This window comes from Micromonospora auratinigra, assembly GCF_900089595.1.
GTDB lineage: Bacteria > Actinomycetota > Actinomycetes > Mycobacteriales > Micromonosporaceae > Micromonospora > Micromonospora auratinigra.
In genome coordinates, this window is the sequence record NZ_LT594323.1 from 73,798 (window position 1) to 100,446 (window position 26,649).

Genomic DNA, 26,649 nt, shown 5'->3' on the forward strand with positions numbered 1-26,649 from the left:
CCGGACGTCTTCTGCCCTTGGCAGATCCGCTGCGGGTGAACAGGACTCCCTGCCGTACCGCCCGGGGGAAGGGTGGGACGCATGAGACTGCTGGTGCTGGGTGGAACGGGTTTTGTGGGCGGGGCCGTGGTCCGGGAGGCGCTGCGGCGCGGCTGGACGGTGACGGTGTTCAACCGAGGGCTGCACGGCGAGCTGCCGGCCGGCGTACGCCGGTTGCGGGGTGACCGGACGGTGCCGGATGGGCTGGCGGCGCTGACCGGCGGCGAGTGGGATCTGGTGGTGGACACCTGGGACGGGGCACCCCGCGCGGTGGGGGACGCGGCGCGGGCCCTGCTCGGCGCGGTACCTCAGTACGTCTACATCTCCAGCGGATCCGTGTACGCCGTGCCGGTGCCGGCCGGGGTGGGCGAGGAGGCGCCCACGGTCGAGGGTGACGCGAACGCGGTCGACGGCGACTACGCGCAGCTCAAGGCCGGCGGCGAGCGGGCCGCGACGGCGGTCTTCGGCGACCGGGCGTTGCTGGTCCGGGCCGGCCTGATCCTCGGGCCGGGGGAGGACATCGGCCGGCTGCCGTGGTGGCTGCACCGGATCGCCCGGGGCGGCGAGGTGCTCGCCCCCGGTCCACGTGACCTGCCGGTGCAGTACGTCGACGTCCGGGACCTGGCGGGCTGGCTGCTGGACCGGGGCGCGGCGGGCGCCGGCGGGGCGTACAACGTGATCTCCCGCAGCGGGCACACGACGATGGGTGGGCTGCTCGACGCGGCGGTCGCGGCGACCGGGTCGGACGCGGTGCTGCGCTGGACGGACCCGGAGCCGATCCTGGCGGCGGGCGTCGAGCCCTGGAACGACCTGCCGATCTGGATTCCCGAGGGGCACGAGTACCGGTGGTTGCAGGAGCGCGGCGTGGAGAAGGCGTACGCGGCGGGGCTGGTCTGCCGGCCGGTGGCCGAGACGGTCGCGGACACCTGGCGGTGGCTGGGCGAGGTGGGTCGGGTACCGGCGCGGGCGGGTCGGCCGGCGCGCGCGGCCGTCGGCCTGGACCCGGCGCGGGAGGCGGCCCTGCTGGCGGGGTGAGCCACTGATGCGGGTCGCGTCCGGCGAGGCTGGCCCAACAATCCACAGAGGTATGACCGCGAGTGGTGGAGGATGCCGATCGCCGGGCAGATATCCGGTTCGTCGTCACCACAGGTGATCGATGTAGACACAGGTGGCTCATCGCCCTTAAAGTTCGCGCGACTGGTGCACATCCATCACGGGGGTTGAGATGGCGACTGGCCGCTTGATAGTGCCTGCCTTTTTCCGCAGACGTTCGACGGTGACGGGTGATGCCCGCGCCGGGCGGCCGGTCTTCCACCACGTCAACTTCCCGCCGCGACCGATCGTGCCCTCCGGCACCCTCGGCGATCCGGCGTCCCCGGGCGTGTAGCACTCACTTGCCGGTAGCCGATGCGGTGGACTCCGCACCGGCTGTCGCGCATCTCCCGAGGCGGGTCGACCTGCGGCCGCCTCGACACCTGGACCCGAGCCGGCCGGTCGCTGTCGACCGGTGCGGTCGGTTCACCATTCCTCCACATAGGAGTTTCGTGTGACACGTCCCCCTCGCCCACCCCTGAGATCCCTACGAGACCCCCACAGCCGGTTGCGGGTCGGCATCGCGGCCGTGTTGACCGGCACGCTGACCGTCTCGGCGCTGACCGTGCCGACGTCGGCGGTGGCGAAGCCGAAGACGCATCTGTCGGCGCAGCAGGAGAAGTTGGACTCCGACGGCGCGCCGGCGAAGGGTCGGGCGTGGCCGTCGAAGCCGGTGCGCAGCGCGGACCTGGCGGCGCCGGTGTGGCCGAAGCCGGGCAAGGCGTCGGTGACCCTGCCGGCGGCGGCCGGCGGGCAACGGCGGGCGACGGCCCCGGCGGTGAAGGCCGGGGACCTGCCGGTGTCGGTGGGTCGGGCCGGCGGCGCGGCCGGGGCCCGGACGCAGGCGGTGTCGGTCGAGGTGCTGGACCGGACGGCGACGCCGGCGCAGTGGCGCGACGGGCTGCTGCTGCGGGTGGCTCCGCAGGCCACGGCAACGGCGACGGCGAAGGCCACCGGGACGGGTGCGGCGGCCGTCTCGGTGGACTACCGGAGCTTCAAGAACGCGTACGGCGCGAGCTGGGCGTCCCGGCTGAAGTTGTGGCAGGTGCCGGAGTGCGCGTTGAGCACGCCGGCGAAGGCGGGCTGCTCGGCCACCCCGTTGGCGTCCCGCAACGACGGCGGGGCGGTCAGCGCGGACGTGCCGCTGCCGGCGGTCGATGCGGGTGCCCGGACCACGGCCACCGCGTCCACGCTGGTGGCGCTCGCGGCGGGCGCGTCCGGCACGGAAGGCGACCTGGCCGCCACCCCGCTCTCGGTGAGCTCGACCTGGTCGGCGGGCACCTCGACGGGTGGTTTCTCGTGGTCGTACCCGATGCGGGTGCCGCCGTCCAACGGCGGCCCGGCGCCCAGCATCGGCCTGGCCTACTCCTCCGACCGGGTGGACGGGCAGTCGGACGCGTCGAACAGCCAGCCGTCCTGGATCGGTGAGGGCTTCGACTTCTGGCCCGGCTACATCGAGCGCAGCTACGTGAGCTGCGCCGACGACATGACCGGCGGCAACAACAGCACCAACCGGACCGCCGACCAGTGCTGGCGCTCCGACAACGCCACCATGTCGCTCAACGGGCGGGGCACCGAGCTGGTGTTCGAGGCCGGCAAGGGTTGGCACGGGCGCAGCGAGGACGGCTCGAAGATCGAGAAGCTGACCGGCGCGACCAACGGCGACAACGACGGCGAGTACTGGAAGGTCACCACGACCGACGGCACCCAGTACTTCTTCGGCCGGCACAACCTGCCGGGCGAGACCGCGGTGACCTCGTCGACGTGGACCGTGCCGGTGTCCGGCAATCAGTCCGTGGAGCCCTGCTACAACACCAGCTTCGCCTCGTCCTTCTGTGACCAGGCCTGGCGGTGGAACCTCGACTACGTGGTGGACCCGCGCGGCAACACCATGTCGTACTGGTACACCCCGGAGACCAACTACTACGCGCGCAACGCCACCTCCACCACCAAGGCCCGCTACGACCGGGGTGGCACGCTCAAGCAGATCGACTACGGCACCTGGGACCGCAGCTCCACCGACCGCAAGGTGACGCCGACCGCGATGGTGACCTTCACGGTGGCCGACCGGTGCGCCGCGGACTGCACGATCCACGACGCCGCGCACTGGAAGGACGTGCCCTGGGACCAGGAGTGCACCTCCACCGCGACGAACTGCGGGCAGAACTACGCGCCGACGTTCTGGTCCACCAAGCGGCTGTCGAAGATCACCACCCAGGTGTACGACACCACCAAGACCACCCCGGCGTGGCAGCAGGTCGAGTCGTGGACGCTGAACCACAGCTGGCCGGCGGTCGGTGACGGCAGTGACCACGCCGGCATGTGGCTGACCTCGCTGGTGCGGACCGGCCTGGTCGGCGGCACCGACGCCATGCCGCCGATCACCTTCGAGCCCGTCGCCAAGCCGAACCGGGTGTTGACCAAGAACAACACCACGAACAACCGCATGCGGATGGGCAACATCATCACCGAGACCGGATCCAAGATCCAGGTCAGCTACAGCACGGCGGACTGTGCCTCGGGCAACCTGCCCGCCACCACGTACGGCAACACCCGGCGCTGCTACCCGGTGATCACCCCTGACCCGTACAACTACACCGGGCCGGACATCACCGAGTGGTGGCACAAGTACGTGGTCACCCAGGTCTCCGAGTCCGACCTGGCGGTCGTCGTCGGCGGCACCGACCACGGCCAGCCGGTGCAGAACACCTACTACAACTACGTCGGTCCGGCGGCCTGGCACTACGCCGACGACAACGGTCTGATCAAGCCGCGCCGCAAGACCTGGAACCAGTTCCGCGGCTACGGCCAGGTGGAGGTCCGCAAGGGTGATGCGCCCAGCCAGACGCTGACCCGCACCACGTTCCTGCGGGGCATGCACGGCGACAGGGCGTCCACCTCCGGCGGCACCCGCAGCATCACCGTCGGTGCGTCGCTGGGCAGCGAGACCGTCTACGACGAGGACCAGTTCGCCGGGATGGTCCGCGAGCAGGTGGTCTACAACGGTGTCGACACCAAGCCGGTCTCCAAGACGGTGAACGTCCCCTGGATGTCCCCGGCGCTCGCCACCCGGACCATCAACGGTGACACGGTCACCGCCCGGTGGACCAACACCCGGGTCGGCTACGCCGGCACCGCGCTCGGCGTGAACGGCGCCGGCGGCTGGCGGGTGACGAGCACCGAGTCGACGTTCGACGACACGTACGGCAGCACCACGTCGGCGCAGGACAACGGTGACGTGGCCAAGGCCGGCGACGAGAAGTGCTTCACCTACTTCTACAACCGGAACACCACCAAGAACCTCACCCAGCTCGTCAAGCGCACCACGGCGGTGGCGTTGAAGTGTGGCGTCTCGCCCGCCAGCACCGCGGACGTGCTCGCCGACGAGCAGAAGTTCTACGACGGGGCGACCAGCGTCGACACCGCACCCAGCTACGGCGCGGTGACCCGGGTCGACAAGCTCAAGGACTGGTCCGTCGCCGGCGGCACCGTGTGGCAGACCGAGAGCCAGGCGACCTTCGACGTCTACGGCCGCCCGGCCACCGCCACCGACGCCCGCAACAACAAGGTCACCACCACGTACACGCCGGCCACCGGCGGTCCGGTCACCCGGGTGACGACCAGCACGCCGGACCCCAACGGTGGCACCACGCCGTGGACCACCACCATCGACCAGTTGCCGTACTGGGGCTCGCCGAGCCGGACCACCGACTTCAACGGCCGGGTCTCCGACATGGAGTACGACCCGTCGGGTCGGCTGAAGCGCGGCTGGGACGCCGGGTGGACCAAGGCGGACCACCCGACCAGCCCGCTGGTGGAGCACACCTACGTCTTCGCCCCGAACCGGGACGCCTACCCGTACGTCAAGAGCAGCAAGCTGCACGCGGGCGGCGGGTACCGCACCTCGTACCAGATCTTCGACGCCTTCCTGCGTCCCCGGCAGAGCCAGTCGTTGGCGGTCGGCGGCGGCCGGGTCGTCACCGACACCCTCTACGACAAGGCCGGCCGCGCGGACACCGGCTACCAGCCGCACGTCGAGCCCGGCACGCCGGCCGGCGCCCTGTGGTGGGAGCCGGAGTGGTCCGTCCCGGCCCTGACCAAGACGATCTACGACAACGCGTCGCGCGCCACCGACCAGGTCTTCTACGGCACCGACGGGGTGACCAACCTGGTCGAGAAGTGGCGGACCACCACCCAGTACCTCGGTGACTCCACCAAGGTCACGCCGCCGGCCGGTGGCACCGTCACCACGGCGAAGTCCGACGCCCAGGGGCGGACCGTCGAGCTGCTCCAGCGGGTCGACCCCACCCAGGTCAAGCCGGACCTCTCCACCAGGTACGCCTACAACAAGAAGGGCCAACTGGAGCGGGTGACCGACTCGCTCGGCAACGAGTGGGTCAACACCTACGACGTCAAGGGTCGGCAGATCTCCGCCGAGGACCCGGACAAGGGCACCACCAGCACCGAGTACAACGTCTACGACGAGCCGTCGAAGACCACCGACGCCAACGGCAAGGTGCTGCTCAACGAGTACGACTCGATGGGCCGGCGCACCGCTCTCTACGAGGGCAGCATCGCCGCGGCCAACAAGCGGGCCGAGTGGAAGTACGACAAGCTCGACTCCGGCAAGACGCTACGCGGACAGCTCACCCAGAGCATCCGCTACGAGGCGACCGCCGGCACCACGTACGCGTACACGTACCGGATCACCGGCGTCAACGAGCGCTACCAGGTCACGGGTGCGGACTACCTCATCCCGGCCGCCGAGGGCAGCGGGCTGACCGGGACCTACTCCTACAGCATGGGCTACTCGCCCTACACCGGGGAACCGACCAGCCTCAGCTACCCGGCCGGCGGTGGTCTCACCAACGAGACCGTGACCACCGACTACGACGCCACCACGGGTCTGCCCACGGCGTTGAACACCACGCTGATCAACGTCGGTCGGTACGTCATCGGCCAGCAGTACACCGCATACGGCGAGCCGACCCTCACCACCCGAAAGATCGACGGCGGGGTCTACGTCGAGGACGCCACGTCCTACGACCTGACCACCCGTCGGGTCGACCGGTACACGGTCAAGCCGGAGACGGCCACCGGCACGGTGCAGGACACCACGTACCAGTACCAGGACATCGGCAACATCACCTCGATCAAGGACGCGCCGGAGGTCGGCGCGGCCGACACCCAGTGCTTCGGCTACGACGCGCTGCGGCGGCTCACCAGCGCCTGGACTCCCAAGTCGGGCGTCGACTGCGCCACCGCGCCGACCGTCGCCAACCTCGGTGGCCCGGCACCCTACTGGTACGACTGGACCGTCGACGAGATCGGCAACCGGCGCACCGAGACCGCGCACACCAGTCTCGGTGACACCACCCGGACCTACTCGCCGCCGGCCAGCGGCCAGGGCAAGATCCGCCCCCACGCCGTCGACTCCGTCGCCACCCAGGCGCCGGGCCCGGCGACGCCGGTCACCACGAAGTACGCCTACGACGCCGCCGGCAACATGACCTGCCGGCCGACCGGGGCCGCGGCCAACGACTGCGCCACCGGCAGCAACTCGCAGGTCCTCGGCTGGAACAGCGAGGGCAAGCTCGCCACGGTCACCGCGGGCGGCCAGTCCGTGGAGACCAACATCTACGACGCCAACGGTGCCCGCCTGATCCGGCGCGACGCCACCGGCACCACCCTGTACCTGCCCGGTCAGGAGCTGCGGCGGGACAAGGCGACCACCGCCGTCACCGGCACCCGCTACTACAGCTTCGCCGGCAGTGGGGTCGCCACCCGCAACCCCACCTCGCTGACCTGGCTCTACTCGGACCACCAGGGCACCCAGCAGGTGGGTATCGACGCGAACAGCCAGCAGGTGAGCGTCCGGCGGCAGACCCCGTACGGTGACCCGCGCGGCACCCAGCCGCAGTGGAGCAACCCGAAGGGCTTCGTCGGCGGCGACAAGGACCCGACCGGCCTGACCCACATCGGGGCCCGCGACTACGACCCCGGCCTCGGCCGGTTCGTCTCCGTGGACCCGCTGCAGGACCTGAGCGATCCACAAGCGTGGAACGCGTACGCCTACAGCAACAACAGCCCGATCAGCTTCTCCGACCCGACCGGCCTGAGCTCGTGCTCCGACGACCGCTGCGGCCCGGGTGCCGACTACGAGGACCTCTTCGGCAACTACGTCGAGGTCGAGGGCGACAACGACGGCTGCGGTGGCGCCTGCAACGATGCGGAATGGGCGAAGGCCCGGGTCGCCGACGAGAAAATCAAGCGCGAACGCAGCAACGGCGGTGGGGGCCACCGGGGCGGCAGCGGCGGTAGCGGCAGTAGCGGCAACAGTGGTGTGGGCGGCAAGGGCGGCAGCTCCGGGCCCAGCGCCGAGGACATCAGGCACGCCAAGCAGGTCAAGGAACAGAGCGTCACCGCGGTCATCCTCAAGGCCGGCGGGAAGCTTCTTCTCGACCTCTTCGGCGTCACCGACATCCTGGACTGCATCCACGGTGACGTGAAGGCGTGCGCCTGGACCCTGGTAGGCCTGCTGCCGGCGGGCAAGGCCGTCCGACTCCTCGGAAAGATCAAGCCGCTCGCCAGCATGCTCCGGCGGTCCGGGCGAGCCCTGCTGAAGTGGTCGGACGACGTCAAGTGGGCCGACGAGGTGCTGGAGCAGGCCGAGGCCTGCCTGATCAAGCACAGCTTCGCGCCCGGCACCAAGGTCCGGATGGCCGACGGCGACGAGGAGCCCATCGAGAAGCTCGAGGTGGGCGACGAGGTGCTGGCCACCGATCCGGAAACCGGAGCGACGGAGGCCCGGGCGGTCACCAGGACGCACACCAACCTGGACAAGGACCTGACGGATGTGACCGTGGTCGCCGGGGACGGGTCCGAGTCCGTCCTGAAAACCACGCAGCACCACCCGTTCTGGAGCGAGGACCGGCACGACTGGATCGACGCGGTGGACCTGCGCGTCGACGAGGACCTGCGGGCGCTCGACGGCAGTCGGGTCAGCGTCAAGCTGGTCCGCTCGTACACCGGCGCCAAGGTGATGCACGACCTCACCGTCGCCGAGATCCACACCTATTATGTGACCGCCGGCGAAACGCCAGTCCTCGTCCACAATTGCGGAGGATTGGACTGGAGCAGGGCAAAGGTCCAAACGAATGGCGTCGACGCTGTTGAGACACACCTGCTCCGGTTTGCCGACGGCGGCGCATTGGAATCGGCAGAACAAGGAATGTTGAATCGCCTGCGGTCAATTTCCGCTGGCGAGATGGAAGCGACTCCTCATGACCTCCGCTTCTACACGCACGAGCTGCGCGAGTCAGTACTATATCGGAAGGCTGGATATAGGACCGGTCAACCCGAATCTGGTTCGTATGAACTCTGGGATCAGCTTCATACGCAGTCCTTGAATGACTACGGGTTGACGCGGGCGGGTGCACCTAATGACCTCTACCATCCCAGCGTGAGGTAAGTGAGATGAACCAAATTTCAACTCTCCTAGCTTTGGAAGTCGTCCGTGATGGTGGTGGGCTGTGGGACACTCGCATGATTGATCTCGAATTGGGGAGGCGGGGTGCCCGAATTGAAACCGGAATCACTGCGGACCTTCGACGGCTTGCGGATCAAGGCCTGATTCAGGCGGACGATTCCGAGCCGAAGGGCACTGGGTCTCGTTGGAGCTTGACCGAGCTGGGTGCGGCATGGATTGCGGGTCATTTCAGCGCCACTGAATAGTGGAGCGCAGGCAAGGAAAAGGCACGAGAGATCTGTAACGATCTTCTGGTGGTGTCGCTACGCAGAGACTCCTCTTCGTAGCGGCACCACCAGAACGTGTGCGCGGGCGTTTGGGCGCGTGTGTCCCGGTCAGCTACAAGCACAAGGTGAAGATGTATCGGTCCGTGGCCCGCTGCGGATCTGTGACAACGTGGCCCTTCGTAGGGTGAGCTGGAACTGGTTGACCAAGGTCTCGTCTGTCGCTCGGTGGCGCGCCACCGCCTCACCCGTGCGCCACCGGTAGGTCGAGCACTTCCTCCACCGGCCGCCGTGGCGTCGCGCTGCCCGGCTGTCCGTACCCGATCCGCATCACCATCTGCGGTGTCCCGAACCGCCCCAGCGACAGCCGTAGCGCCTCCCGGGCCCCGGACACCTCGATCGGCTGGGAGATCATCGACGCGGCCAGCCCGGCGTCGGTGGCGGTCAGCAGCACCCGCTGCAACGCCTGCCCGGCGATGATCTGGTCGGTGGCGGTGTTCCCGGCCGAGCCGAGCACCGCGACCAGGGGTTCCGGCTCGAAGTCGCGGCCGGGGGCCCGGTTGCGGCCGCCGAAGCCGCGCTGCGGCAGCAGGTCCTGCGGTTCGCTCTGCGGGCCGCCGGCGGCGGCGGGCACCCCGTCGGGGGAGGGCTCGGAGCGGATCCAGGCACCCCGTTCGGTCACGTACCCGGGGTCGCGTTCGAGGACCCGGTGGGCGCTGCGGGCGATCTCGGCGAACGCGTTGACCGCGCTGGTGCCGATGACCAGTTCCAGCCAGCACTGTTCGGCGCGGGCCGCCTCGCCGAGCCGCCAGCGGGCGTCGGCGGGGACCGGGTCGGGCCAGAACGGCGCGCGGTTGCTGAACCGGCGGCCGACGGCCGCGTACAGGGACTGCTCGGTGGGGGTGGGGCGGCGCGGGACGTCCGGGACGAGCCGGGCGACCACGTCCGGGTCGCCCGGGTACGGGCGGAGCCGGACGGTGGCCGGGGTGCCGGCGGCGGCGAGCGCGAGGCGCAGGTTGAACAGGGCGGCCCCGCAGGCGATCCGGGCGCCCCAGCCGCTCGGGTCGGTGGCCGGCAGCCGGCGCAGCGGGTCGACGGAGAGTTCGATCCCGCCGTCGCGCAGCCGGAAGCGCCACGGCTGGGTGTTGTGCAGGGACGGTGCCCGTACGGCGTCGACGGCGGTGGCCCTGAGCTGCTCGACGGTGTAGCCGGTCATCGTGGTGCTCCCTTCCGTGGCAGCCGTGCCGCTCCCCGGGTTCCCTCCTACGGTGCGGTAGGGCGGGTCGTGGTGAGCAGGGCCGGAGGTCCCCACCTGAGCGGGCCCGTGTGCCCGGCGGCGGCGCGTCGCGGTAGGGACCTTCGACCCGTGCGCGGGGTGTGGCCGGCGGGGTAGAAAGGACGGATGATCCGGGTGTTCCTGCTCGACGACCACGAGGTCGTCCGCCGTGGCCTTGCCGACCTGCTCACCGCCAGTGGCGACATCGAGGTGGTCGGGGAGTCCGGCCTGGCCCAGGAGGCGGCCCGGCGGATCCCGGCGCTGCGCCCCGACGTGGCGATCCTCGACGCCCGGCTGCCCGACGGCAACGGCATCGACGTGTGCCGGGACGTCCGCGCCGTGGACTCGTCGATCAAGGGGCTGATCCTGACCTCGTACGAGGACGACGAGGCGCTCTTCGCGGCGATCATGGCGGGTGCCGCCGGCTACGTGCTCAAGCAGATCCGCGGCACCGACCTGGTGGACGCGGTGCGCCGGGTGGCGGCCGGCCAGTCGCTGCTCGACCCGGCGATCACCACCCGGGTGCTGGAGCGCATCCGCAGCGGCGTGGAGCAGCCGCGCGAGCTGAAGAGCCTCACCGAGCAGGAACGGCGGATCCTGGAGTACGTGGCCGAGGGCCTCACCAACCGGGAGATCGCCGGCAAGATGTTCCTGGCCGAGAAGACCGTGAAGAACTACGTCTCCAGCGTGCTGGCGAAGCTCGGTCTGGAGCGGCGTACGCAGGCGGCGGTGCTCGCCACCCGACTGCTCGGCAAGTCGCACTGACGCCCGGGCGGGGCACCCGCCCGCCCGACCGGTCGGTCCCGGCCCGGTCAGTCCCGCAGCGGGACGCTCCAGCGCAGCTCGGTGCCGTGCGGGTCGACCCGGTCGAGCTGGAAGTCGCCGCCGAGGCGTTCCGCCCGTTCGCGCAGGTTCACCAGGCCGCTGCGGGCCGCCTCGGGGTCGCAGCCCACCCCGTCGTCGGTGACGGTGACGCTCACCCAGCCGGCGTCGACGCGGACGGTGACCGCGACCCGGTCGGCGTGCGCGTGCCGGACGGCGTTGGAGAGCGCCTCGCGCAGCACGGCGGTCAGCTCGGGGCGCAGCGCGTCGGGCACGGCGCTGTCGATCGGGCCGACGAGTTCCAGCTCGGGGCGGTGGCCGAGCGACTCGGCGGCCACCTCGATCGCCTCGCGGATCTCGGTGCGCAGCGCGGCGCTCATCGGGGTGCGCAGCTCGAAGATGGTCCGGCGGATGTCGCGGATGGTGGCGTCCAGGTCGTCGACGGCCTGGTTGATCCGCTTGGCCGCCTCGGGGCGGGCGTTCATCGCGCCGCTCTGCAGTTGCAGGCCGGTGGCGAAGAGCCGCTGGATCACCACGTCGTGCAGGTCACGGGCGATCCGCTCGCGGTCCTCCAGGACCACCAGCAGCTCCCGCTCCTCCTGGCCGCGGGCCCGTTCCATGGCGAGCGCGGCCTGCCCGGCGAAGCTGCCCAGCAGCGCCACGTCGTCCTCGGCGGCCGGGGCGTGGTCGCCGCGGTGGGCGACCACCAGCACGCCGTGCAGGGTGTCGGCCGCGGCCAGCGGGGAGACCACCGCCGGCCCGGCGATCACCGGCCCCGGCCAGGGGGCCGCCTCGGCGAGGTTCTCGACCAGCTCGTGGCGGCGCTCGGTGACGGAGGCGGCGAAGGTGGTCTCGCTGGCCGGTAGCACCGCCCCGACCAGGTCGCGGGCGGCGTCGTCGGCGCCGTCGACGACCTCGACGGTGAACTGGTTCTCGTCCTCGTCGTAGAGCAGCACCAGGGCCAGCTCCGCCTCGGCGACCTCGCGGGCCCGGCGGGCCACCAGGTTCAGCGCGTCGGTGCGGCGCACCTCGCCGAGCAGCACCGAGGTGATCTCGGCGGCGGCGGCCAGCCAGCGTTCCCGCCGGTGGGCCAGCGCGTAGAGGCGGGCGTTCTCGATCGCCACGCCGGCCGCGGCGGCGAGCGCGACCACGATCTGCTCGTCGTCCTCGGTGAACTCCGGCGCGCCCTGCTTCTCGGCCAGGTAGAGGTTGCCGAAGACGTGGTCACGGATGCGGACCGGCACGCCCAGGAAGCTGTGCATGGGCGGGTGGTGCGCCGGGAAGCCGTACGACCTGGGGTGCTGGGTGATGTCCGGCATGCGCAGCGGGCGCGGGTCGTCGATGAGCAGGCCGAGGACGCCCCGCCCGTGCGGCAGCTCGCCGATCTTCGCGTGCAGCTCGGGGCCGATGCCGTGGATGATGAAGTCGTGCAGCAGCCGGTCGGGGCCGATCACCCCGAGCGCGCCGTACTTCGCGCCGACCAGCTCGCAGGCCGACTGGACGATCCGTTGCAGGGTGCTGCGCAGGTCGAGGTCGGAGCCGATGCCCACCACGGCGTCGAGCAGGGCGCGCAGCCGCTCCCGGCTGGTGACCACCTCGCCGACGCGGTCGAGCATCTCCTGGAGCAGCTCGTCGAGCCGGACCCGGGACAGCGGGGTCAGGCCCAGGGACGGGGTGACGTGCTCGTTCCGGGGATTCGGTGCGCTGGCCACCGGGCGATGCTATCGCCCGGTGACCGTGCGGGACGAGACCCGTCAGGACAGTTGATCACGAACCGCCGAGGTGTCGACGGTCTGCGCCGCGTCCAGCCGCGGGGTGTGCGCGGGGCCGGCGTGCGTCGGGTCGGCCAGGCCGAGCCGCATCGAGATGTACGGGAAGCCGAGGTCGGAGAGCATGTGCCGGAGCGCGTAGCGGGTCGCCTCCACCTCGACCACGCCGCTGAGCGGCACCAGGGAGACGCCGAGCCGGGTCGCGGTGAGCCAGGCGGCGGAGAGCGCCTCACCGGCCCGCAGCCAGCTGTCCGGTTCGTCCTCGGTGCCCCAGAGGATGCCGTAGACGGCGGCGCGGTCGTGGCCGGGACCGATCGGCAGGGTGCCCGTCCCGCCGAAGTCGCGTCCCGGCACGGTGGTCTGCGGCGCCTCGGCCGGCAACACCTCGGGCGGCAGGCCGGTGCCGGTGCCGGCGCGGCTGGTCCAGTACGCCAGCTCCTCCAGCAGTTCGGGGCTGCCCTTCTCGACCGCGGCCGCCTGCTGCGCCGCGGCGGCCAGCTCGATCTTCTGGCTGTCGTCGAGCACCTGGAGGTTGACGCCCTCCCGGGTGGCGGCCCGGTCGATCTCGCCGAGGGTGGCGGTGGGGATCGGCTCGTCGCTGACCGGCCGGCGGTCGGTGTGCCGTACCCGCATGCACTGCACCGCGTGCATGGCGTCCGGGTCCGCGCCGGTGTGCGCGAAGCCGGTGAGGCGGGCCAGCAGGTCCGGCTCGGCCGGGTCGGGCAGCCGCTGGACCACCGGCGTCCAGCCCTCGGCGGCCAGCGCCAGCCGGGCGTGGTGCAACGCGGCGCCGCAGCTGACGAGGAGCAGCCGCCCCTCCGGGTCCATGACGCTGAGGTGGCGCTCCCGCACCACCCGCAGCTCCAGCGCGTCGGGCAGCACGGTCCAGTGCCACGGCTGCGAGTTGTGCACCGAGGGGGCGTGGCCGGCCATCCCGGCGGCCTCCGCCAGGGCGGTGGTCAGCGGGCGGTCCGTAGCCGGCGTCTCCTGGCTCATCGTCACGACCTTTCCTGTCTCTCCCCATCGTGCCCCACGCGGGGGACGACCGGGTCGGGTTGCCCGCTCCATCCTCGGCCATGACCGGAGCGGCCGCACGCCCCGCCCCGCCCGGCCACCGGGTCCTTCGGCCTCAGCGGATTACCCCGGTTTGCCCTACCTGCCCCACCGGGCCGCTGCGACGATCGGCAAGTGGGGACCGACGGACGTGAGTGCCTGCCCGAGCAGCCGGCGCGGCAGCGCCGGGCCAGTCTGCGGGAATGGGCCCCGCTGACCCTGCTCACCCTGGCCGTGCTGGTCGGCGCCGGGCTCTGGTCCGCCGGGCTGCGCGGTGTGGCTCAGCTGCTCTGGGCAGCGGTGACGCTGGTCGCCGTGCTTCCGGCCGCCTGGACCACCCTCAAGCAGCTCTGGCACCGGCAGTTCGGGGTCGACGTCATCGCGGTGCTCGCCCTGGTCGGCGCGCTGCTGACCCGCGAGTACCTGGCCGGTGCGGTGATCGCGGTGATGGTCGCCACCGGGCAGGCGCTGGAGAACTACGCCCAACGCCGGGCCACCCGGGACCTGCGGGCGTTGCTGGAACGCGCGCCCCGGCAGGCCCGCCGGCGTACCCCGGACGGTGGCATCGAGGTGGTGCCGCTGGACCGGGTCGCGGTGGGCGACCGACTGCTGGTCGGCCCGGGTGACGTGGTGCCGGTGGACGGGACCGTGGAGGAACCGGCCACCCTCGACGAGTCGGTGGTCACCGGCGAGTCGCAGCTGGTCGGCCGGGCCGCGGGCGAGCAGGTGGCCAGTGGTGTGGTGAACGCGGGCGCCGCCTTCGGGCTGCGGGCCCGTAAGAACGCGGCGGAGAGCACGTACGCGGGGATCGTCCGGCTCGCCGAGGAGGCCACCGCGCACAAGGCCCCGATGGTCCGGCTGGCCGACCGGTACGCGGCGGCGTTCGTGCCGTTCACCCTGCTGCTGGCGGGGGCCGCCTGGCTGCTCTCCGGCGAGTTCCTGCGGGCGGTGGCGGTGCTGGTGGTGGCCACCCCCTGCCCGCTGCTGCTGGCCACCCCGATCGCGATCGTCTCCGGGCTGTCCCGGGTGGCCCGGCGCGGCGTGCTGGTCCGCGACGGCGGCTCGCTGGAGCTGCTGGGCCGGGCCCGCACCCTGTTGATGGACAAGACCGGCACGCTCACCGCCGGCCGCCCCCGCGCGGCCGAGACGGTGGTCGCGCCCGGCGGGGACCGGGACGAGGTGCTGCGGCTGGCCGCCTCCGTCGAGCAGCTCTCCCCGCACGTGCTGGCGACCGCGCTGGTCCGGCAGGCCCGCGAGCAGGGGCTGGCGCTGGCCGAGCCGACCGACGTCACGGAGGAGCCGGGGCGCGGGGTGACCGGCCGGGTGGACGGCCGGCGGGTCCGGGTCGGCCAGCTGCCGGGCGAGCCGCCCGAGTGGGCGCACCGGGTCCGGGAACGGGCCGAGCTGGCCGGCCGGTCCACCGTGTGGGTCGCCGACGACCGGGGGCCGCTGGGGGCGATCCTGCTGGAGGACCCGGTCCGCCCGGACGCCCGCCGCACCGTGCGGCGGCTGCGGGAGGCGGGGCTGGCCCGACTGGTGATGGTCACCGGGGACCGGCCGCGCACCGCCCGGCAGGTGGCGCAGACCGTCGGCGTGGACGACGTCTGGGCGCAGTGCTCACCCCGGGAGAAGGTCGACCGGGTACGGGAGGAGTCGGGCCGGGCGGTGACCGTGATGGTCGGCGACGGGGTCAACGACGCCCCGGCTCTGGCCGAGGCGCACGTCGGGGTGGCGATGGGCGCGACCGGGGCGACCGCCTCGGCGGACGTGGCCGACGCGGTGCTCACCGTGGACCGGCTGGACCGGCTCGCCGACGCGGTGGAGATCGCCCGGTACGCGCGCCGCATCGCCGTGCAGAGCGCCACCGTCGGGATGGGCCTCGCGGTCGTCGCGATGGTGGTCGCCGCCTTCGGCGGGCTGCCCCCGGTGGCCGGCGCGTTCCTCCAGGAGGGCATCGACGTGCTGGTGATCCTCAACGCGCTGCGCGCCCTCGGTGGCGGGTTGAGCCGCCGCGACGTGCCCCCGGAGACCCGCGAGCTGCTCGACCGGTACGCGGGCCAGCACGGTGGGGTGCGCGACGTGCTGACCCGGCTGCGCGACACCGCCGACCTGGTGGCGACCCGCCCCGACGCGGCGGAGTGCGTGCCGGCGCTGCGCGCGGTGCACCGCCGGCTGGTCGACGAGGTGCTGCCGCACGAGGCGGCCGAGGAACGGCAGCTCTACCCGGCGCTGGCCGGCCCGCTCGGCAGCGACGAGGCGACCTCCACGATGAGCCGGGCGCACGTGGAGATCAGCCGGCTGGTGGACCGGATCGGCGGGCACCTGGCCCAGCACGAGGACGGCCGGCTGCGCCCCGACGAGGTGCCGGACCTGCTCGCCGCCCTGTACGGCCTGGACGCGGTGCTGCGGCTGCACCTGGCGCAGGAGGAGGAGGACTACTTCTCGCTGAACCCGGACGAGGGCCCCGCCGCGGCTACCCGGTGAGCGCCCCGGCCGGCAGGCGCAGCCGCGCCGGCCAGCCCGGGTCGGGGCGGAAGTCGGTGTGCGTACCGTCGAAGGGGTAGCCGCCGGCCTCGATCAGCGCGACCAGCCGGTCGGCCTCGGCGCGGACCGCGTCGGCGCCGGCCCGGTCCAGGTAGAGCGGGTGTCCGGTCCGTTCCGCGAGCTCGTCGGCGTCCTTCCACCGCCACTCGCGCTCGGGTGTCACCACGATGTCGAGGAGCTGGTCGGTGGTGTCGACCCCGTCGGGCCGCCGGACGCAGGGCGTCTCCAGGTTGACGTACCAGCCGGCGAAGGCGCCGGCCCGGAAGAACCACCAGACGGAGTACGCCGCGCCGGGCGGCATCAGCACCAGGATGTCGTACGTCGCCCAGGCGGTCACGTCGAGGCGCGGCTCCCGCATCCGGTCGATGGTGACCTCGTGCTGCGTCCGCCCCTCGGCGTCCACCAGCCGGGCGAAGTCGCTGCCCTCGGGATGCCAGAGCAGCAGGCCCCGGTCGTCGTCGGCGAGCACCCGCATGGGCTGCACCCAGGTGCACCGGTCGCCGCGCAGGTACCGACGGGTGATGATCCGACCCGGTGTGAAGACCATCGCCGCAGAGTAGCGGCCTGGCCGGGAGCCGGCTGCCCCGTCGGGCGAGGGTCAGGAACGGCCCCCTGTACGACGGAATCCGTCAACAGGGGGCAATTCCTCACACCGCTCAGCGTTCCCGGACCACCGCCACCGGGCAGTGCGCGTGGTGGATGAGCTGCTGGCTGACCGAGCCGAGCAGCATGCCCCGCAGCCCGCCCCGGCCCCGGCTGCCGACCACCACGAGTTGCGCCTCGCGGCTCGCCTCGACCAGTTGCGCGGCCGGGTTGCCGGGTTCGACCCGGACCTCCACCGGCACGTCGGGGAAGGTCTCCCGCCACTGGGCGAGGTCGGCCTCCACGGCCTCCCGCTCGGCGGCGGCTGCCTGCTGCGGGTCGAAGTCCGGGGGCACCCACCGGTCGCCGGGCGGCTCCCAGGTGCGCAGCACCCGCAGCGGGACGTCGCGCTGGGCGGCCCGCTCGACGGCGAAGCCCAGCGCCCGCAGCGCGGACTCGGAGCCGTCCACCCCGGCCACCACCGGCCCGGAGGTGGCCGGCCGGCCGTCCCGGACCACCACCACCGGGCAGTGCGCGTGGGCGGTGACGGAGACGGCGGTCGAGCCGGCGAGCAGGCCGCCGAAGCCGCCGTGGCCCCGGCTGCCCAGCACCAGCATCCCCGCCTCGGTGGAGCGCTCCTGCAACACCAGGGCGGGCGGCCCGTCGAAGACCTCCCCGTGCACGGTGAGGCCGGGCCGCTCGGCGGCGGCGTCCGCCGCCGCCTTGCGGACCAGGTCCTCGACCTGCCGGCGCGCGGTCTCGTCCGGCCAGATCCCGGGGGCCACCCCGGGGCCGATCCAGCCGGCCACCGTCAACCACTCGAAGACGTACGCCAGCCGGACCGGCCGGCCCGAGCGGCCCGCCTCGTCCATCGCCCAGTTCAGGGCGACGGTGGCGTCGGCGGAGCCGTCGTAGCCGACCAGGATCTCCGGGGAACTCATTGCCCGCTCCGCAGCGCCGGGTCGGTCTCCCGGATCCAGCGCCACTCGGCGACCTTGGGGTCGTCCTCGCCGTACTCGCGGGTGTAGTCGCGGCAGGCCTGGCGGGTGTCGATCATCTCCTGCCGCAGGTGGGCGGCGCGGGCGGCCAGCCCCGGCACCCGGTCGATGACGTCGATGACCAGGTGGAAGCGGTCCAGGTCGTTGAGCATCACCATGTCGAACGGCGTGGTGGTGGTGCCCTCCTCCTTGTAGCCGCGCACGTGCAGGTTGTCGTGGTTGGCCCGGCGGTAGGTGAGCCGGTGGATCAGCCACGGGTAACCGTGGTACGCGAAGATGACCGGCTTGTCGCGGGTGAAGATGGTGTCGAACTCGTTGTCCGACAGGCCGTGCGGGTGCTCCGACGGCGGCTGGAGGCGCATCAGGTCGACCACGTTGACCACCCGCACCTTCAGGTCCGGCAGGTGCCGGCGGAGCAGGTCCGCCGCGGCCAGGGTCTCCAGCGTCGGCACGTCGCCGGCGCAGGCGAGCACCACGTCCGGCTCGCTGTCCGCGTCGGTGCTGGCCCAGTCCCAGATGCCCAGGCCGCGCCGGCAGTGCTGGATCGCCTCGTCCATGGTCAGCCAGTTGGGGGCCGGCTGCTTCCCGGCCACCACCACGTTGATGTAGTGCCGGCTGCGCAGGCAGTGGTCCATGGTGGAGAGCAGGGTGTTGCCGTCCGGCGGCAGGTAGACCCGGACCACCTCGGCCTTCTTGTTGACCACGTGGTCGATGAAGCCGGGGTCCTGGTGCGAGAAGCCGTTGTGGTCCTGCCGCCACACGTGGCTGGAGAGCAGGTAGTTCAGCGACGCCACCGGCTCGCGCCAGGGGATGTGCCGGGTCACCTTCAGCCACTTGGCGTGCTGGTTGACCATCGAGTCGACGATGTGGATGAACGCCTCGTAGCTGGTGAAGATGCCGTGCCGGCCGGTCAGCAGGTAGCCCTCCAGCCAGCCCTCGCAGAGGTGTTCGGAGAGCACCTCCATCACCCGGCCGTCGGGGGAGAGGTGGTCGTCGCCGGGCACCTGCGTGCCGACGAACGCCCGGTCGGTGACCTCGAACGCCGCGCCGAGCCGGTTGGAGGCGACCTCGTCGGGGCCGAAGAGACGGAACGTCTGCGGGTTACGGGTGATCACGTCGCGGACCCACGGGCCGAGCGCGCCGGTCGCGCCGGCCACCGGCACCCCGGGCTCCTTGACGTCGATCGCGTAGTCGCGGAAGTCGGGCAGGTCCAGGTCGCGCAGCAGCCGGCCGCCGTTGGCCACCGGGTTGGCGCTCATCCGCCGCTCGCCCTTCGGCGGCAGGGCGGTCAGCTCGGCGACCGGCGCGCCGGTGGCGTCGAAGAGCTCCTCCGGCCGGTAGCTGCGCAGCCAGCGCTCCAGCTCGGCCAGGTGCGCCGGGTTGTCGCGGACCTCGGCGATCGGCACCTGGTGGGCGCGGAAGGTGCCCTCGACCCGCTTGCCGTCGACGTCGCGCGGCCCGGTCCAGCCCTTCGGGGTCCGCAGGATGATCATCGGCCAGCGGGGGCGCTCGACCGGGCCGCCGGAGCGGGCCCGGCGCTGGATCGCGGTGATCTCGTCGACCGCCTTGTCCAGGGTCGCGGCGAGCAGCTGGTGCACGGTCGTCGGGTCGTCCCCCTCGACCAGGTACGGCTGGTGGCCGTAGCCGCGCATCAGCTCCAGCAGTTCCTCGGTGGGGATCCGGTCCAGGATCGTCGGGTTGGCGATCTTGTAGCCGTTGAGGTGCAGGATCGGCAGCACCGCCCCGTCGCGGGCCGGGTTGAGGAAGACGTTGGACAGCCAGCTGCCGGCCAGCGGGCCGGTCTCCGCCTCGCCGTCGCCGACCACGCAGGCGACCAGCAGGTCCGGGTTGTCGAACGCGGCCCCGTACGCGTGGCTCAGCGCGTACCCCAGCTCGCCGCCCTCGTGGATCGAACCCGGCACCTCCGGCGCCACGTGGCTGGGGATCCCGCCGGGGAAGGAGAACTGCCGGAACAGCCGCTGCATCCCGGCCTCGTCGCGCGGGACGTGGTGGTAGAGCTCGCTGTAGGTGCCCTCCAGCCAGGTGTTGGCCACCAGGGCGGGGCCGCCGTGGCCCGGGCCGGTGACGAAGATGGCGGACAGGTCCCGGTCGACGATGACCCGGTTGAGGTGCGCGTAGAGCAGGTTGAGGCCGGGGCTGGTGCCCCAGTGCCCCAGCAGGCGCGGCTTGACGTGCTCGGGCTTGAGCGGCTCGCGGAGCAGCGGGTTGTCGAGCAGGTAGATCTGCCCGACGGTGAGGTAGTTGGCCGCCCGCCAGTAGGCGTCAAGCCGGCGCAGCTCGTCTTCGGTCAGTGGGCTGTGCAGGTCGAGAGCGGTGTCCATGCTGCAATAGCCTCTCGCGGCTCGGGGTCTTCTGCCATCCGGGGCGGGTCTCCGCCCGGGCAGGTTCAGCCTTCCGCCCGGGGCCGGACGTGATCAGGGCCGTTGGTCCCGGTACCCGGGGCGTCACGACCCGTCCTCGGGTTCCGGGTCGAGTCCACGTACGACGATCACCGGGCCGGGCGAGTGGTAGAGCAGCGACTGGCTGACCGCGCCCAGCATCCCGCGCAACGGTGCGTCCCCGCGTGCGCCGACCACGGTGAGCTGCGCCGAGCGGGACTGGTCGACCAGGACGGTGCTCGGGTCGCCGCGGACGGTGTGGCACTCGGCGGCCACCCGGGGGTGCCGGGTGCTGTGCCGGGCCACCGCCCGTTCGAGCAGGTTGTCGTCGCCGTCGTGGTGGTTCGGCTCCACGGCCCGGATGGCGAGCAGCCGGGCCTGCCGCTGTTCGGCGCAGTCGAAGGCGTACCCGAGGGCGGCCCGGGAACTCACCGACCCGTCCACCCCGACCAGCAGCGGACCCGGCGGCGGTGGCTCGCCCCGGGCGACCAGCACCGGACAGCCGGCCCGGGCGGCGAGCTGCACGGCCGGCGCGTCGGCCGGTACGCAGGCCCCGCACGCCGCCATCCCGCCGTCACCGAGCGCCACCAGGAACGCCGAGTCGGAGGCCCGGATCAGCGCCTCGACCGGTGAGCCCTCGACGATCTCGCCGCTGACCGGCACCTCCGGGCTCGTCTCGGCGGCCACCTTCGCGGCCCGTTCCAGCAGGTCCTCGGCGATCGTGCGGGGGCCGGTGACCGAGGGCGCCTCCAGGGCGGCCTGCCAGTTGAAGGCGTGCAGCAGGTGCAGTGGCCGGTGGTGGGCGGCGGCCTCGCCGGCGGCCGTCCGGATCAGCTGGAGGTCCTCGTCGGAGCGGCCGACGCCGACCACCACCGCGCCGTGGGTGGGTGCCGCCATCCGCCTCACCTCCCGACCGCTCTCCTCACCCACGGTAGTCGTGGGTGAGGCGGCCGGGACCGGGTCAGCGGAACTGGAGCCGGTTCACCCCGTCGAAGAAGCGGGCGCCGAGCAGCCGGCGGGTGTGCACCATCGCCCAGGCGGCGGCGGTGACCAGGTAGCGGGTGCGCGGCCGGCGGGCGGTCACCGCCCGCTCGATGACCCGGGCCACCGTCTCCGGCGTGGCGGCGAGGAGCTTGTTCTCGTACGACGCCGCCATCACCCGGTCGACCGTCTCGGTCATCGTCCGGTACGGGCCGTCCGGGGTGGTGCCGGAGCCCAGCGAGCTGGCGGCGACCGCCCCGAAACCGGTGCGGATCAGGCCCGGCTCGACGATCGCCACGTCGACCCCGAACGGGCGGACCTCCTGGCGCAGCGCGTCGGAGATCGCCTCCACCGCGTACTTGCTGGCGTGGTAGTAGCCGCCGCCGGGGAAGACCAGCCGTCCGCCCATCGAGCTGACGTTGACGATCCGGCCCCGGCCGGCCCGCCGCATGCCGGGCAGCACCAGTTGGGTGAGCCGGCTGAGCCCGAAGACGTTGGTCTCGAACTGGGCCCGGACCCGGTCGACCGGGGTCTCCTCGATCGGGCCGTACTCGCCGTAGCCGGCGTTGTTGACCAGCACGTCGACCTGGCCGTGCTCGGCCTCGACCGCGGCGACCGCGGCGCGCATGGAGGCCTCGTCGGTGACGTCCAGCGGGAGCAGCCGGGCGCCGGTGTCGGCGAGGTCGGCGATGGCCTCGACCTTGCGGGCGGTGGCGTAGACGGTGAGGTCGCGGCGGCGGGCGAGGCGCCGGACGGTGGCCCGGCCGATGCCGGAGGAGGTGCCGGTGATCAGGACGGTGGTCATGAGAGGTCTCCCGGGTGTGCGGGCAGGCCCGCGACGATCAGCGCGACGCCGTCGCGCAGCCGCCGTCGGGGCAGGTCGGGGTCGGTGAGGTCGGCCTCCAGGCCGCGGGTGAGCGCGACCAGCACGTCGGCCACCGCGCGGGCGTGCGACCCCGCGGCGTCGACCAGCGCGCCGGCCACCAGGTCGGTCAGCTCCCGGGTGTACGCGTCGGCGAGGTCGCCGGTGAGCTTGGTGCTGCTGTCGAGCAGTTCGGCGGCGTGCCGGCTCTCCCGGTGCAGCTTCAGGGTGAGTTCCAGCTTGGCGGCGAGCACGTCGTGCAGCCGCTGCGCCAGCTCGGTGCCGGGGGTCGTGGCGGCCCGCCGGGCGGCGGCGAGCGAGTCGGCGAAGATCCGCTCGGCGAGCCGCCGGTACGCGTCGTCCTTGTTGCGGACGTACTGGTAGACGGCCGGGCGGGACATCCCGGCGGCCGCCGCGATGTCGTCCATCGTGGTGCGGCGTACCCCGTGCCGGGTGAAGCACTCGTACGCCGCGCTGAGGATCGTCTCCAACCGGTCGCTCGACATGCTGACAATAATTGCACAGAACGTCAGAGCGTCGCACGTGTCGCCGGTCACCCCGGTCGGTGACGTGGTGGGGGAGGGGTCAGCGCGCGGCGGGGATGCTCGGGTGGACCCGGACGACGGCGGCGGTGGCGTTGTCGTCGCCGCCCTCGGTCAGCGTGGCGGCGAGCAGCGCGGTGACCGTGCGCGCCGGGTCCTGCCGGGCGCCCAGCAGGTCGCGCAGCCGGTGATAGCCGAGCTGGTCGCTGATTCCGTCGGTGCAGAGCAGCCAGGTGTCGCCGGGGCGCAGTGGCACGGCGAGCAGGTCCGGCTCCGGCTTGTCCGGGTGGCCGACGTAGCGCAGCAGCTGGTAGCGGGCCCGGGCCGCCTCCGGGGAGTCCGCCGGCCACCAGCCGTGCACCACCCCCAGCCAGGCCATGGTGTGGTCGACGGTGATCAGTTCCAGCAGCCCGTCGCGCAGCCGGTACGCCCGCGAGTCGCCGAGCTGCACCAGCCAGCCGTGCCCGCCGTCGGGCTCGGCGACCAGTGCGGTGAGGGTGCAGCCGGTCAGCCCGTCCAGGGCCGCCCCGGCGCGGCGTACCCGGAGCTGGGTCTCGGCCGTCGCGGCCCGCAGCCGGCGCGCGTCGACGGCGGGCCAGCCGGCGCGGACCTGCGCGACGAAGGCGCCGATCGCGGTGGCGCCGGCCGTGCGGCTGCCCTCGCCGTCGCCCATCCCGTCGGCGAGCGCGACGAGCGGCAGCTCCGGATCGAGGTGCAGCACGTCGTAGTTCTCCGGGTAGCGGTGCCCGACGACGCTGCCGCCGGCGACCTCCAGCACGAGTCGCCCGACGGTCGACCGGCGGGCGGCCTCGACGGGGCGGTCCGGCGGGCGGCGGCGGAACACCAGCGGACCGTAGCACCGCGACACGCGGTCGCGGGGGGTCTCGGGTGTCGTGTCCGCCGTCAACCGGGGTTGACAGACCTGGCGTCGTCAACCTATGTTGACAGCATGAGTCAGGCAACGGAACTCGCGGCGGCCGCCGGCAGCACCGACCCGAAGGTCGGGCTGCGCGCGGTCCTCGCGCTGCGCCGGCTGCTGGAGCGGCTGGAGGTGGTCCAGGTGGACAACGCCCGACGGCAGGGCTGGTCCTGGCAGGACATCGCCGACGCGCTCGAGGTCAGCCGGCAGGCGGTCCACAAGAAGCACGCCGGGCGACCGGCGGTCCGAGGAACCTGGGAGGCGTGATGTTCGAGCGGTTCACCGACCGGGCCAGAAGCGTGGTCCGGCACGCGGTCGAGGAGGCCCGCACCGAGGGCCGGCGCCCCGTCGGCACTGAGCACCTGCTGCTCGGCGTGCTCGCCGACGGCGACAACCTGGCCGTCCGGGTGCTCTCGGCCGGCGGCATCCGGCCCGATGAGCTGCGGGCCGCCGTGGCCCGGCACACCGCCGGGACGGTCGACGGCCTCGGCGCGGCGGACGCCGCCGCGCTGCGCGAGATCGGCATCGACCTGGCGGCGATCGTCGCCCGGATCGAGGAGTCCTTCGGCCCCGACGCGCTGCGGGAGGCCCGGCCCGCCCGGCGGCGCTGGTGGGGCCGCCGCACCGACGACGGCCGGTTCTCGCCCCGGGCGAAGAAGGTGCTGGAACTGTCCCTGCGCGAGGCGCTCCAGCTGCGCCACCACCACATCGGCAGCGAGCACATCCTGCTCGGCCTGCTGCGCGAGGGCAACGGCCTCGCCGCGCAGGTGCTGACCGAGGCCGGCGCCGACCTGGACGACCTGCGCCGCCGGGTGGAGCAGGCGCTGCGCACCGCGGCCTGAGGCCCCCGCCGGCCGCTGACCGGTTTCAAACCTGATTGCGGTCTGTGCAACCTCCGCCCGCGTCGAGTCGCTGACCGGCCGCGGTTGCTGCACACTTGCGCCGTGGATGGTGGAGAGGACAAGCGTCCGGTGACCGCAGACAACCCCGCGCCACGCTCCGCGGTGGTGGTCAACCCGGCCAAGGTGACCGATCTCGACGAGTTCCGGCGGACCGTGGACGGCGCCCTCGACGCCGCCGGCTGGCCCGCGCCGACCTGGCACGAGACGACCGTCGAGGACCCGGGGCGCGGGCAGGCCGAGCAGGCCGTCCGGGAGGGCGCCGAGGTGGTCTTCGCCTGCGGTGGGGACGGCACCGTGATGGCCTGCGTCACCGCCCTCGCGGGCACCGACGTGGCGCTCGCGGTGCTGCCCCAGGGCACCGGCAACCTGCTCGCCGCCAACCTCGGCCTCTCGAACGACCTGGCCGCCGGGCTGCAGGTGGCGGTCGAGCGGGGCATGCGCCGCCTCGACGTCGGGGTGGTCGACGACCAGTGCTTCGCCGTGATGGCCGGGATGGGCTTCGACGCGCAGATGCTCGACTCCACCTCGGAGACCACCAAGAAGCGCATCGGCTGGCCCGCGTACCTGGTCGGGGCCGCCCGGCACCTGCGGGACCGGCCGATGCGGGTGTCCATCCGGATCGACGACCGGCCGCCGCTGCGCCGTCGGGCCCGCTCCGTGCTGGTCGCCAACGTCGGCCGCCTCCAGGGCGGGGTACGCCTGCTCACCGACGCCGAGCCGGACGACGGCTGGCTCGACGTGGCGGTGCTCACCCCGCGCACGCTCGGGCACTGGATGGCGATGGGTTGGGCGCTGGTACGCCGCCGGGGCAGCGTGCCCCGGATGGAGGTGTTCCGGGGCCGCACCGTCGAGATCACCAGCAACCGGGCCCAGCCCCGACAGCTCGACGGCGACCTGATCGACCCGGGCCGCCGACTGAAGGCCGAGATCAAGCCGCAGTCGCTCTGGCTCTGCGTACCGCGTCCCGAGCAGCACCCCGACCTGTCGGTCGACGCGCGCCGGGCCGCCGAGCGCGGTGAGCGCCTGGTCGAGGAAGCCCGCCGTGAGTAGCACCAGGCTGGTCCCCGAGACCCGGCTGATGGCCCAGGAGGAACTCTCCGCCGACGACGCCTGGCACACGCTGCGCCGGCACGGCGGCTGGTGCCTGCTGCGCGACGCCTTCATCCGGTTCCGCTACGGCGACGGCTTCAGCCACTCCCGGGCGTTCGCGCTCCAGCTCTGCCTCGCGGTGGTGCCCTTCCTGATCGCGCTCACCGGCCTGATCACCGACCTGGGCGCGGGCGAGGGCGGCGAGGTGGTCGCCGACACCGTGCTGGCCCTCACCCCGGGCCAGAGCGAGTCGGTGGTGCAGGAGCTGCTCGGCGACGGCGAGCGCACCGAGCACGCCGGCGAGCTGGCGCTGACCCTCGGTCTGATCACCGGCCTGATCGCGTTGACCACCGTGATGGCGCAGATCGAGCGGGGCGCGAACCGGATCTACGGCGTGGAGCGGGACCGCCCCGCCCTGCCCAAGTACCTGCGCGCCGCGGTGCTCGCGGTGACCGCCGGCGTGCCCGCGCTGACCGGGTTCCTGATCCTGGTGGGCGGCAAGGCGATGGGCGAGTCGGTGCAGCGGCACTACGAGTGGGGCAGCTTCGCCAACGCCGCCTGGGACATCGTCCGCTGGCCGCTCAGCCTCGGGCTGACCGTGCTGGCCGTCGCGGTGCTGTTCCGGCACGCGCCCCGGCGCAACCAGCCCGGCCTCTCCTGGCTCTTCTTCGGCGCCGGCATCGCCACCGTGCTCTGGTGGCTGGCCAGTCTGCTGCTGGCCGCGTACGTCAAGTACAGCGGCGGCTTCGGCCAGACGTACGGCGCGTTGACCGGGATGATGGCGCTGCTGCTCTGGGCCAACCTGACCGGCATGGCGCTCTTCGGCGGGCTGGCCTTCGCCGCCCAGCTGGAGGCGATGCGCATCGGCGTGGAGGAACCCGCCCAGCCCGATCTGTGGGAGCCGGAGGCCCAGCGGATCGAGGAACTGGACACCGGCGACATGACCGCGCTCTGACGACCCGCCGGACCGGCGTGTACGCGAGCCCGGAATCGGGTACAGCGCGCCTCGCAGAAGACAAGGGAGGTGT

17 protein-coding genes and 2 pseudogenes are annotated in these 26,649 nt (G+C 72.7%); 9 read left to right on the forward strand and 10 right to left on the reverse strand.

The window, feature by feature from the left end; translation table 11 throughout:
• Positions 1 to 81 precede the first annotated feature (81 nt).
• Both GA0070611_RS00375 and GA0070611_RS00380 read left to right on the forward strand, forming a co-directional pair.
• Positions 82 to 1,074, forward strand: a complete 993-nt coding sequence (locus tag GA0070611_RS00375) for an NAD-dependent epimerase/dehydratase family protein (protein WP_091655774.1) — start codon at positions 82 to 84, stop codon at positions 1,072 to 1,074.
• A gap of 586 nt (positions 1,075 to 1,660) precedes the next feature.
• Positions 1,661 to 8,602, forward strand: a complete 6,942-nt coding sequence (locus tag GA0070611_RS00380) for a polymorphic toxin-type HINT domain-containing protein (RefSeq protein ID WP_157740146.1) — start codon at positions 1,661 to 1,663, stop codon at positions 8,600 to 8,602.
• Between the two features lie 525 nt (positions 8,603 to 9,127).
• Here the strand turns inward: GA0070611_RS00380 and GA0070611_RS00385 are convergent.
• Positions 9,128 to 10,099, reverse strand: coding sequence for an Acg family FMN-binding oxidoreductase (locus GA0070611_RS00385; RefSeq protein ID WP_091655776.1), 972 nt, complete (start codon positions 10,097 to 10,099; stop codon positions 9,128 to 9,130).
• 186 nt (positions 10,100 to 10,285) lie between these two features.
• Here GA0070611_RS00385 and GA0070611_RS00390 point away from each other — a divergent pair, with 186 nt between their 5' ends.
• A complete protein-coding gene (locus GA0070611_RS00390) occupies positions 10,286 to 10,924 on the forward strand; it encodes a response regulator (protein ID WP_091655777.1) in 639 nt (212 codons plus the stop codon).
• 47 nt (positions 10,925 to 10,971) lie between these two features.
• On the opposite strand, the gene GA0070611_RS00395 is transcribed toward GA0070611_RS00390, so the two are convergent.
• On the reverse strand, positions 10,972 to 12,642 hold the full coding sequence (locus GA0070611_RS00395; RefSeq protein ID WP_197675933.1) for a sensor histidine kinase: 1,671 nt from the start codon (positions 12,640 to 12,642) through the stop codon (positions 10,972 to 10,974).
• Positions 12,643 to 12,735: 93 nt separating this feature from the next.
• Complete coding sequence (locus GA0070611_RS00400; RefSeq protein WP_091655779.1) at positions 12,736 to 13,746, reverse strand: Acg family FMN-binding oxidoreductase; 1,011 nt, start codon at positions 13,744 to 13,746, stop codon at positions 12,736 to 12,738.
• Positions 13,747 to 13,938: 192 nt separating this feature from the next.
• On the opposite strand from GA0070611_RS00400, the gene GA0070611_RS00405 reads away from it, so the two are divergent.
• Positions 13,939 to 16,287, forward strand: coding sequence for a heavy metal translocating P-type ATPase (locus GA0070611_RS00405; protein ID WP_091655780.1), 2,349 nt, complete (start codon positions 13,939 to 13,941; stop codon positions 16,285 to 16,287).
• On the opposite strand, the gene GA0070611_RS00410 is transcribed toward GA0070611_RS00405, so the two are convergent.
• The 7 genes from GA0070611_RS00410 to GA0070611_RS00440 form a co-directional block, all read right to left on the reverse strand.
• Positions 16,277 to 16,894: a DUF402 domain-containing protein gene (locus GA0070611_RS00410; protein WP_091655781.1), complete on the reverse strand. Its 618-nt coding sequence runs from the start codon at positions 16,892 to 16,894 to the stop codon at positions 16,277 to 16,279. The two genes, GA0070611_RS00405 and GA0070611_RS00410, sit on opposite strands and share 11 nt — an antisense overlap.
• Before the next feature lie 109 nt (positions 16,895 to 17,003).
• On the reverse strand, positions 17,004 to 17,870 hold the full coding sequence (locus GA0070611_RS00415; protein ID WP_091655782.1) for a universal stress protein: 867 nt from the start codon (positions 17,868 to 17,870) through the stop codon (positions 17,004 to 17,006).
• Positions 17,867 to 20,269, reverse strand: a complete 2,403-nt coding sequence (locus tag GA0070611_RS00420) for a phosphoketolase family protein (RefSeq protein ID WP_091655783.1) — start codon at positions 20,267 to 20,269, stop codon at positions 17,867 to 17,869. The genes GA0070611_RS00415 and GA0070611_RS00420 overlap by 4 nt, the downstream gene beginning before the upstream one ends.
• A 123-nt stretch (positions 20,270 to 20,392) precedes the next feature.
• Entirely contained in the window at positions 20,393 to 21,223 is an 831-nt protein-coding gene (locus GA0070611_RS00425; protein ID WP_091655784.1) for a universal stress protein, read from the reverse strand.
• Positions 21,224 to 21,287: 64 nt separating this feature from the next.
• On the reverse strand, positions 21,288 to 22,112 hold the full coding sequence (locus GA0070611_RS00430; protein ID WP_091655785.1) for an oxidoreductase: 825 nt from the start codon (positions 22,110 to 22,112) through the stop codon (positions 21,288 to 21,290).
• Positions 22,109 to 22,675, reverse strand: a complete 567-nt coding sequence (locus tag GA0070611_RS00435) for a TetR/AcrR family transcriptional regulator (protein ID WP_091655786.1) — start codon at positions 22,673 to 22,675, stop codon at positions 22,109 to 22,111. The genes GA0070611_RS00430 and GA0070611_RS00435 overlap by 4 nt, the downstream gene beginning before the upstream one ends.
• A gap of 79 nt (positions 22,676 to 22,754) precedes the next feature.
• Positions 22,755 to 23,555 carry a PP2C family protein-serine/threonine phosphatase gene (locus tag GA0070611_RS00440; protein ID WP_091672256.1) on the reverse strand — a complete coding sequence of 267 codons (801 nt, stop codon included), beginning with the start codon at positions 23,553 to 23,555 and terminating at the stop codon, positions 22,755 to 22,757.
• 105 nt (positions 23,556 to 23,660) lie between these two features.
• Here GA0070611_RS00440 and GA0070611_RS00445 point away from each other — a divergent pair, with 105 nt between their 5' ends.
• The 5 genes and pseudogenes from GA0070611_RS00445 (at position 23,661) to GA0070611_RS00460 (ending at position 26,576) form a co-directional block, all read left to right on the forward strand.
• Positions 23,661 to 23,897, forward strand: coding sequence for a helix-turn-helix domain-containing protein (locus tag GA0070611_RS00445; protein ID WP_088963234.1), 237 nt, complete (start codon positions 23,661 to 23,663; stop codon positions 23,895 to 23,897).
• Positions 23,897 to 24,079 (forward strand): annotated as a pseudogene (locus GA0070611_RS32560) (Clp protease N-terminal domain-containing protein); the annotation flags it as partial. The gene GA0070611_RS00445 and the pseudogene GA0070611_RS32560, both read left to right, overlap by 1 nt.
• 189 nt (positions 24,080 to 24,268) lie before the next feature.
• Positions 24,269 to 24,457, forward strand: a pseudogene (locus GA0070611_RS32565) (Clp protease N-terminal domain-containing protein); the annotation flags it as partial.
• A 117-nt stretch (positions 24,458 to 24,574) separates the two neighbouring features.
• On the forward strand, positions 24,575 to 25,582 hold the full coding sequence (locus GA0070611_RS00455; RefSeq protein ID WP_091655788.1) for a diacylglycerol/lipid kinase family protein: 1,008 nt from the start codon (positions 24,575 to 24,577) through the stop codon (positions 25,580 to 25,582).
• Complete coding sequence (locus GA0070611_RS00460) at positions 25,575 to 26,576, forward strand: YihY/virulence factor BrkB family protein (RefSeq protein ID WP_091655789.1); 1,002 nt, start codon at positions 25,575 to 25,577, stop codon at positions 26,574 to 26,576. Before GA0070611_RS00455 ends, GA0070611_RS00460 begins: the two co-directional genes overlap by 8 nt.
• The last annotated feature ends 73 nt before the right edge of the window (positions 26,577 to 26,649 follow it).

Coding starts and splice junctions, on each gene's coding strand:
- GA0070611_RS00430 (WP_091655785.1), bottom strand. CDS start 22,112: ATGACCACCGTCCTGATCACCGGCACCTCCTCCGGCATCGGCCGGGCC.
- GA0070611_RS00425 (WP_091655784.1), bottom strand. CDS start 21,223: ATGGCGGCACCCACCCACGGCGCGGTGGTGGTCGGCGTCGGCCGCTCC.
- GA0070611_RS00445 (WP_088963234.1), top strand. CDS start 23,661: ATGAGTCAGGCAACGGAACTCGCGGCGGCCGCCGGCAGCACCGACCCG.
- GA0070611_RS00390 (WP_091655777.1), top strand. CDS start 10,286: ATGATCCGGGTGTTCCTGCTCGACGACCACGAGGTCGTCCGCCGTGGC.
- GA0070611_RS00400 (WP_091655779.1), bottom strand. CDS start 13,746: ATGAGCCAGGAGACGCCGGCTACGGACCGCCCGCTGACCACCGCCCTG.
- GA0070611_RS00415 (WP_091655782.1), bottom strand. CDS start 17,870: ATGAGTTCCCCGGAGATCCTGGTCGGCTACGACGGCTCCGCCGACGCC.
- GA0070611_RS00435 (WP_091655786.1), bottom strand. CDS start 22,675: ATGTCGAGCGACCGGTTGGAGACGATCCTCAGCGCGGCGTACGAGTGC.
- GA0070611_RS00375 (WP_091655774.1), top strand. CDS start 82: ATGAGACTGCTGGTGCTGGGTGGAACGGGTTTTGTGGGCGGGGCCGTG.
- GA0070611_RS00385 (WP_091655776.1), bottom strand. CDS start 10,099: ATGACCGGCTACACCGTCGAGCAGCTCAGGGCCACCGCCGTCGACGCC.
- GA0070611_RS00420 (WP_091655783.1), bottom strand. CDS start 20,269: ATGGACACCGCTCTCGACCTGCACAGCCCACTGACCGAAGACGAGCTG.
- GA0070611_RS00410 (WP_091655781.1), bottom strand. CDS start 16,894: ATGGTCTTCACACCGGGTCGGATCATCACCCGTCGGTACCTGCGCGGC.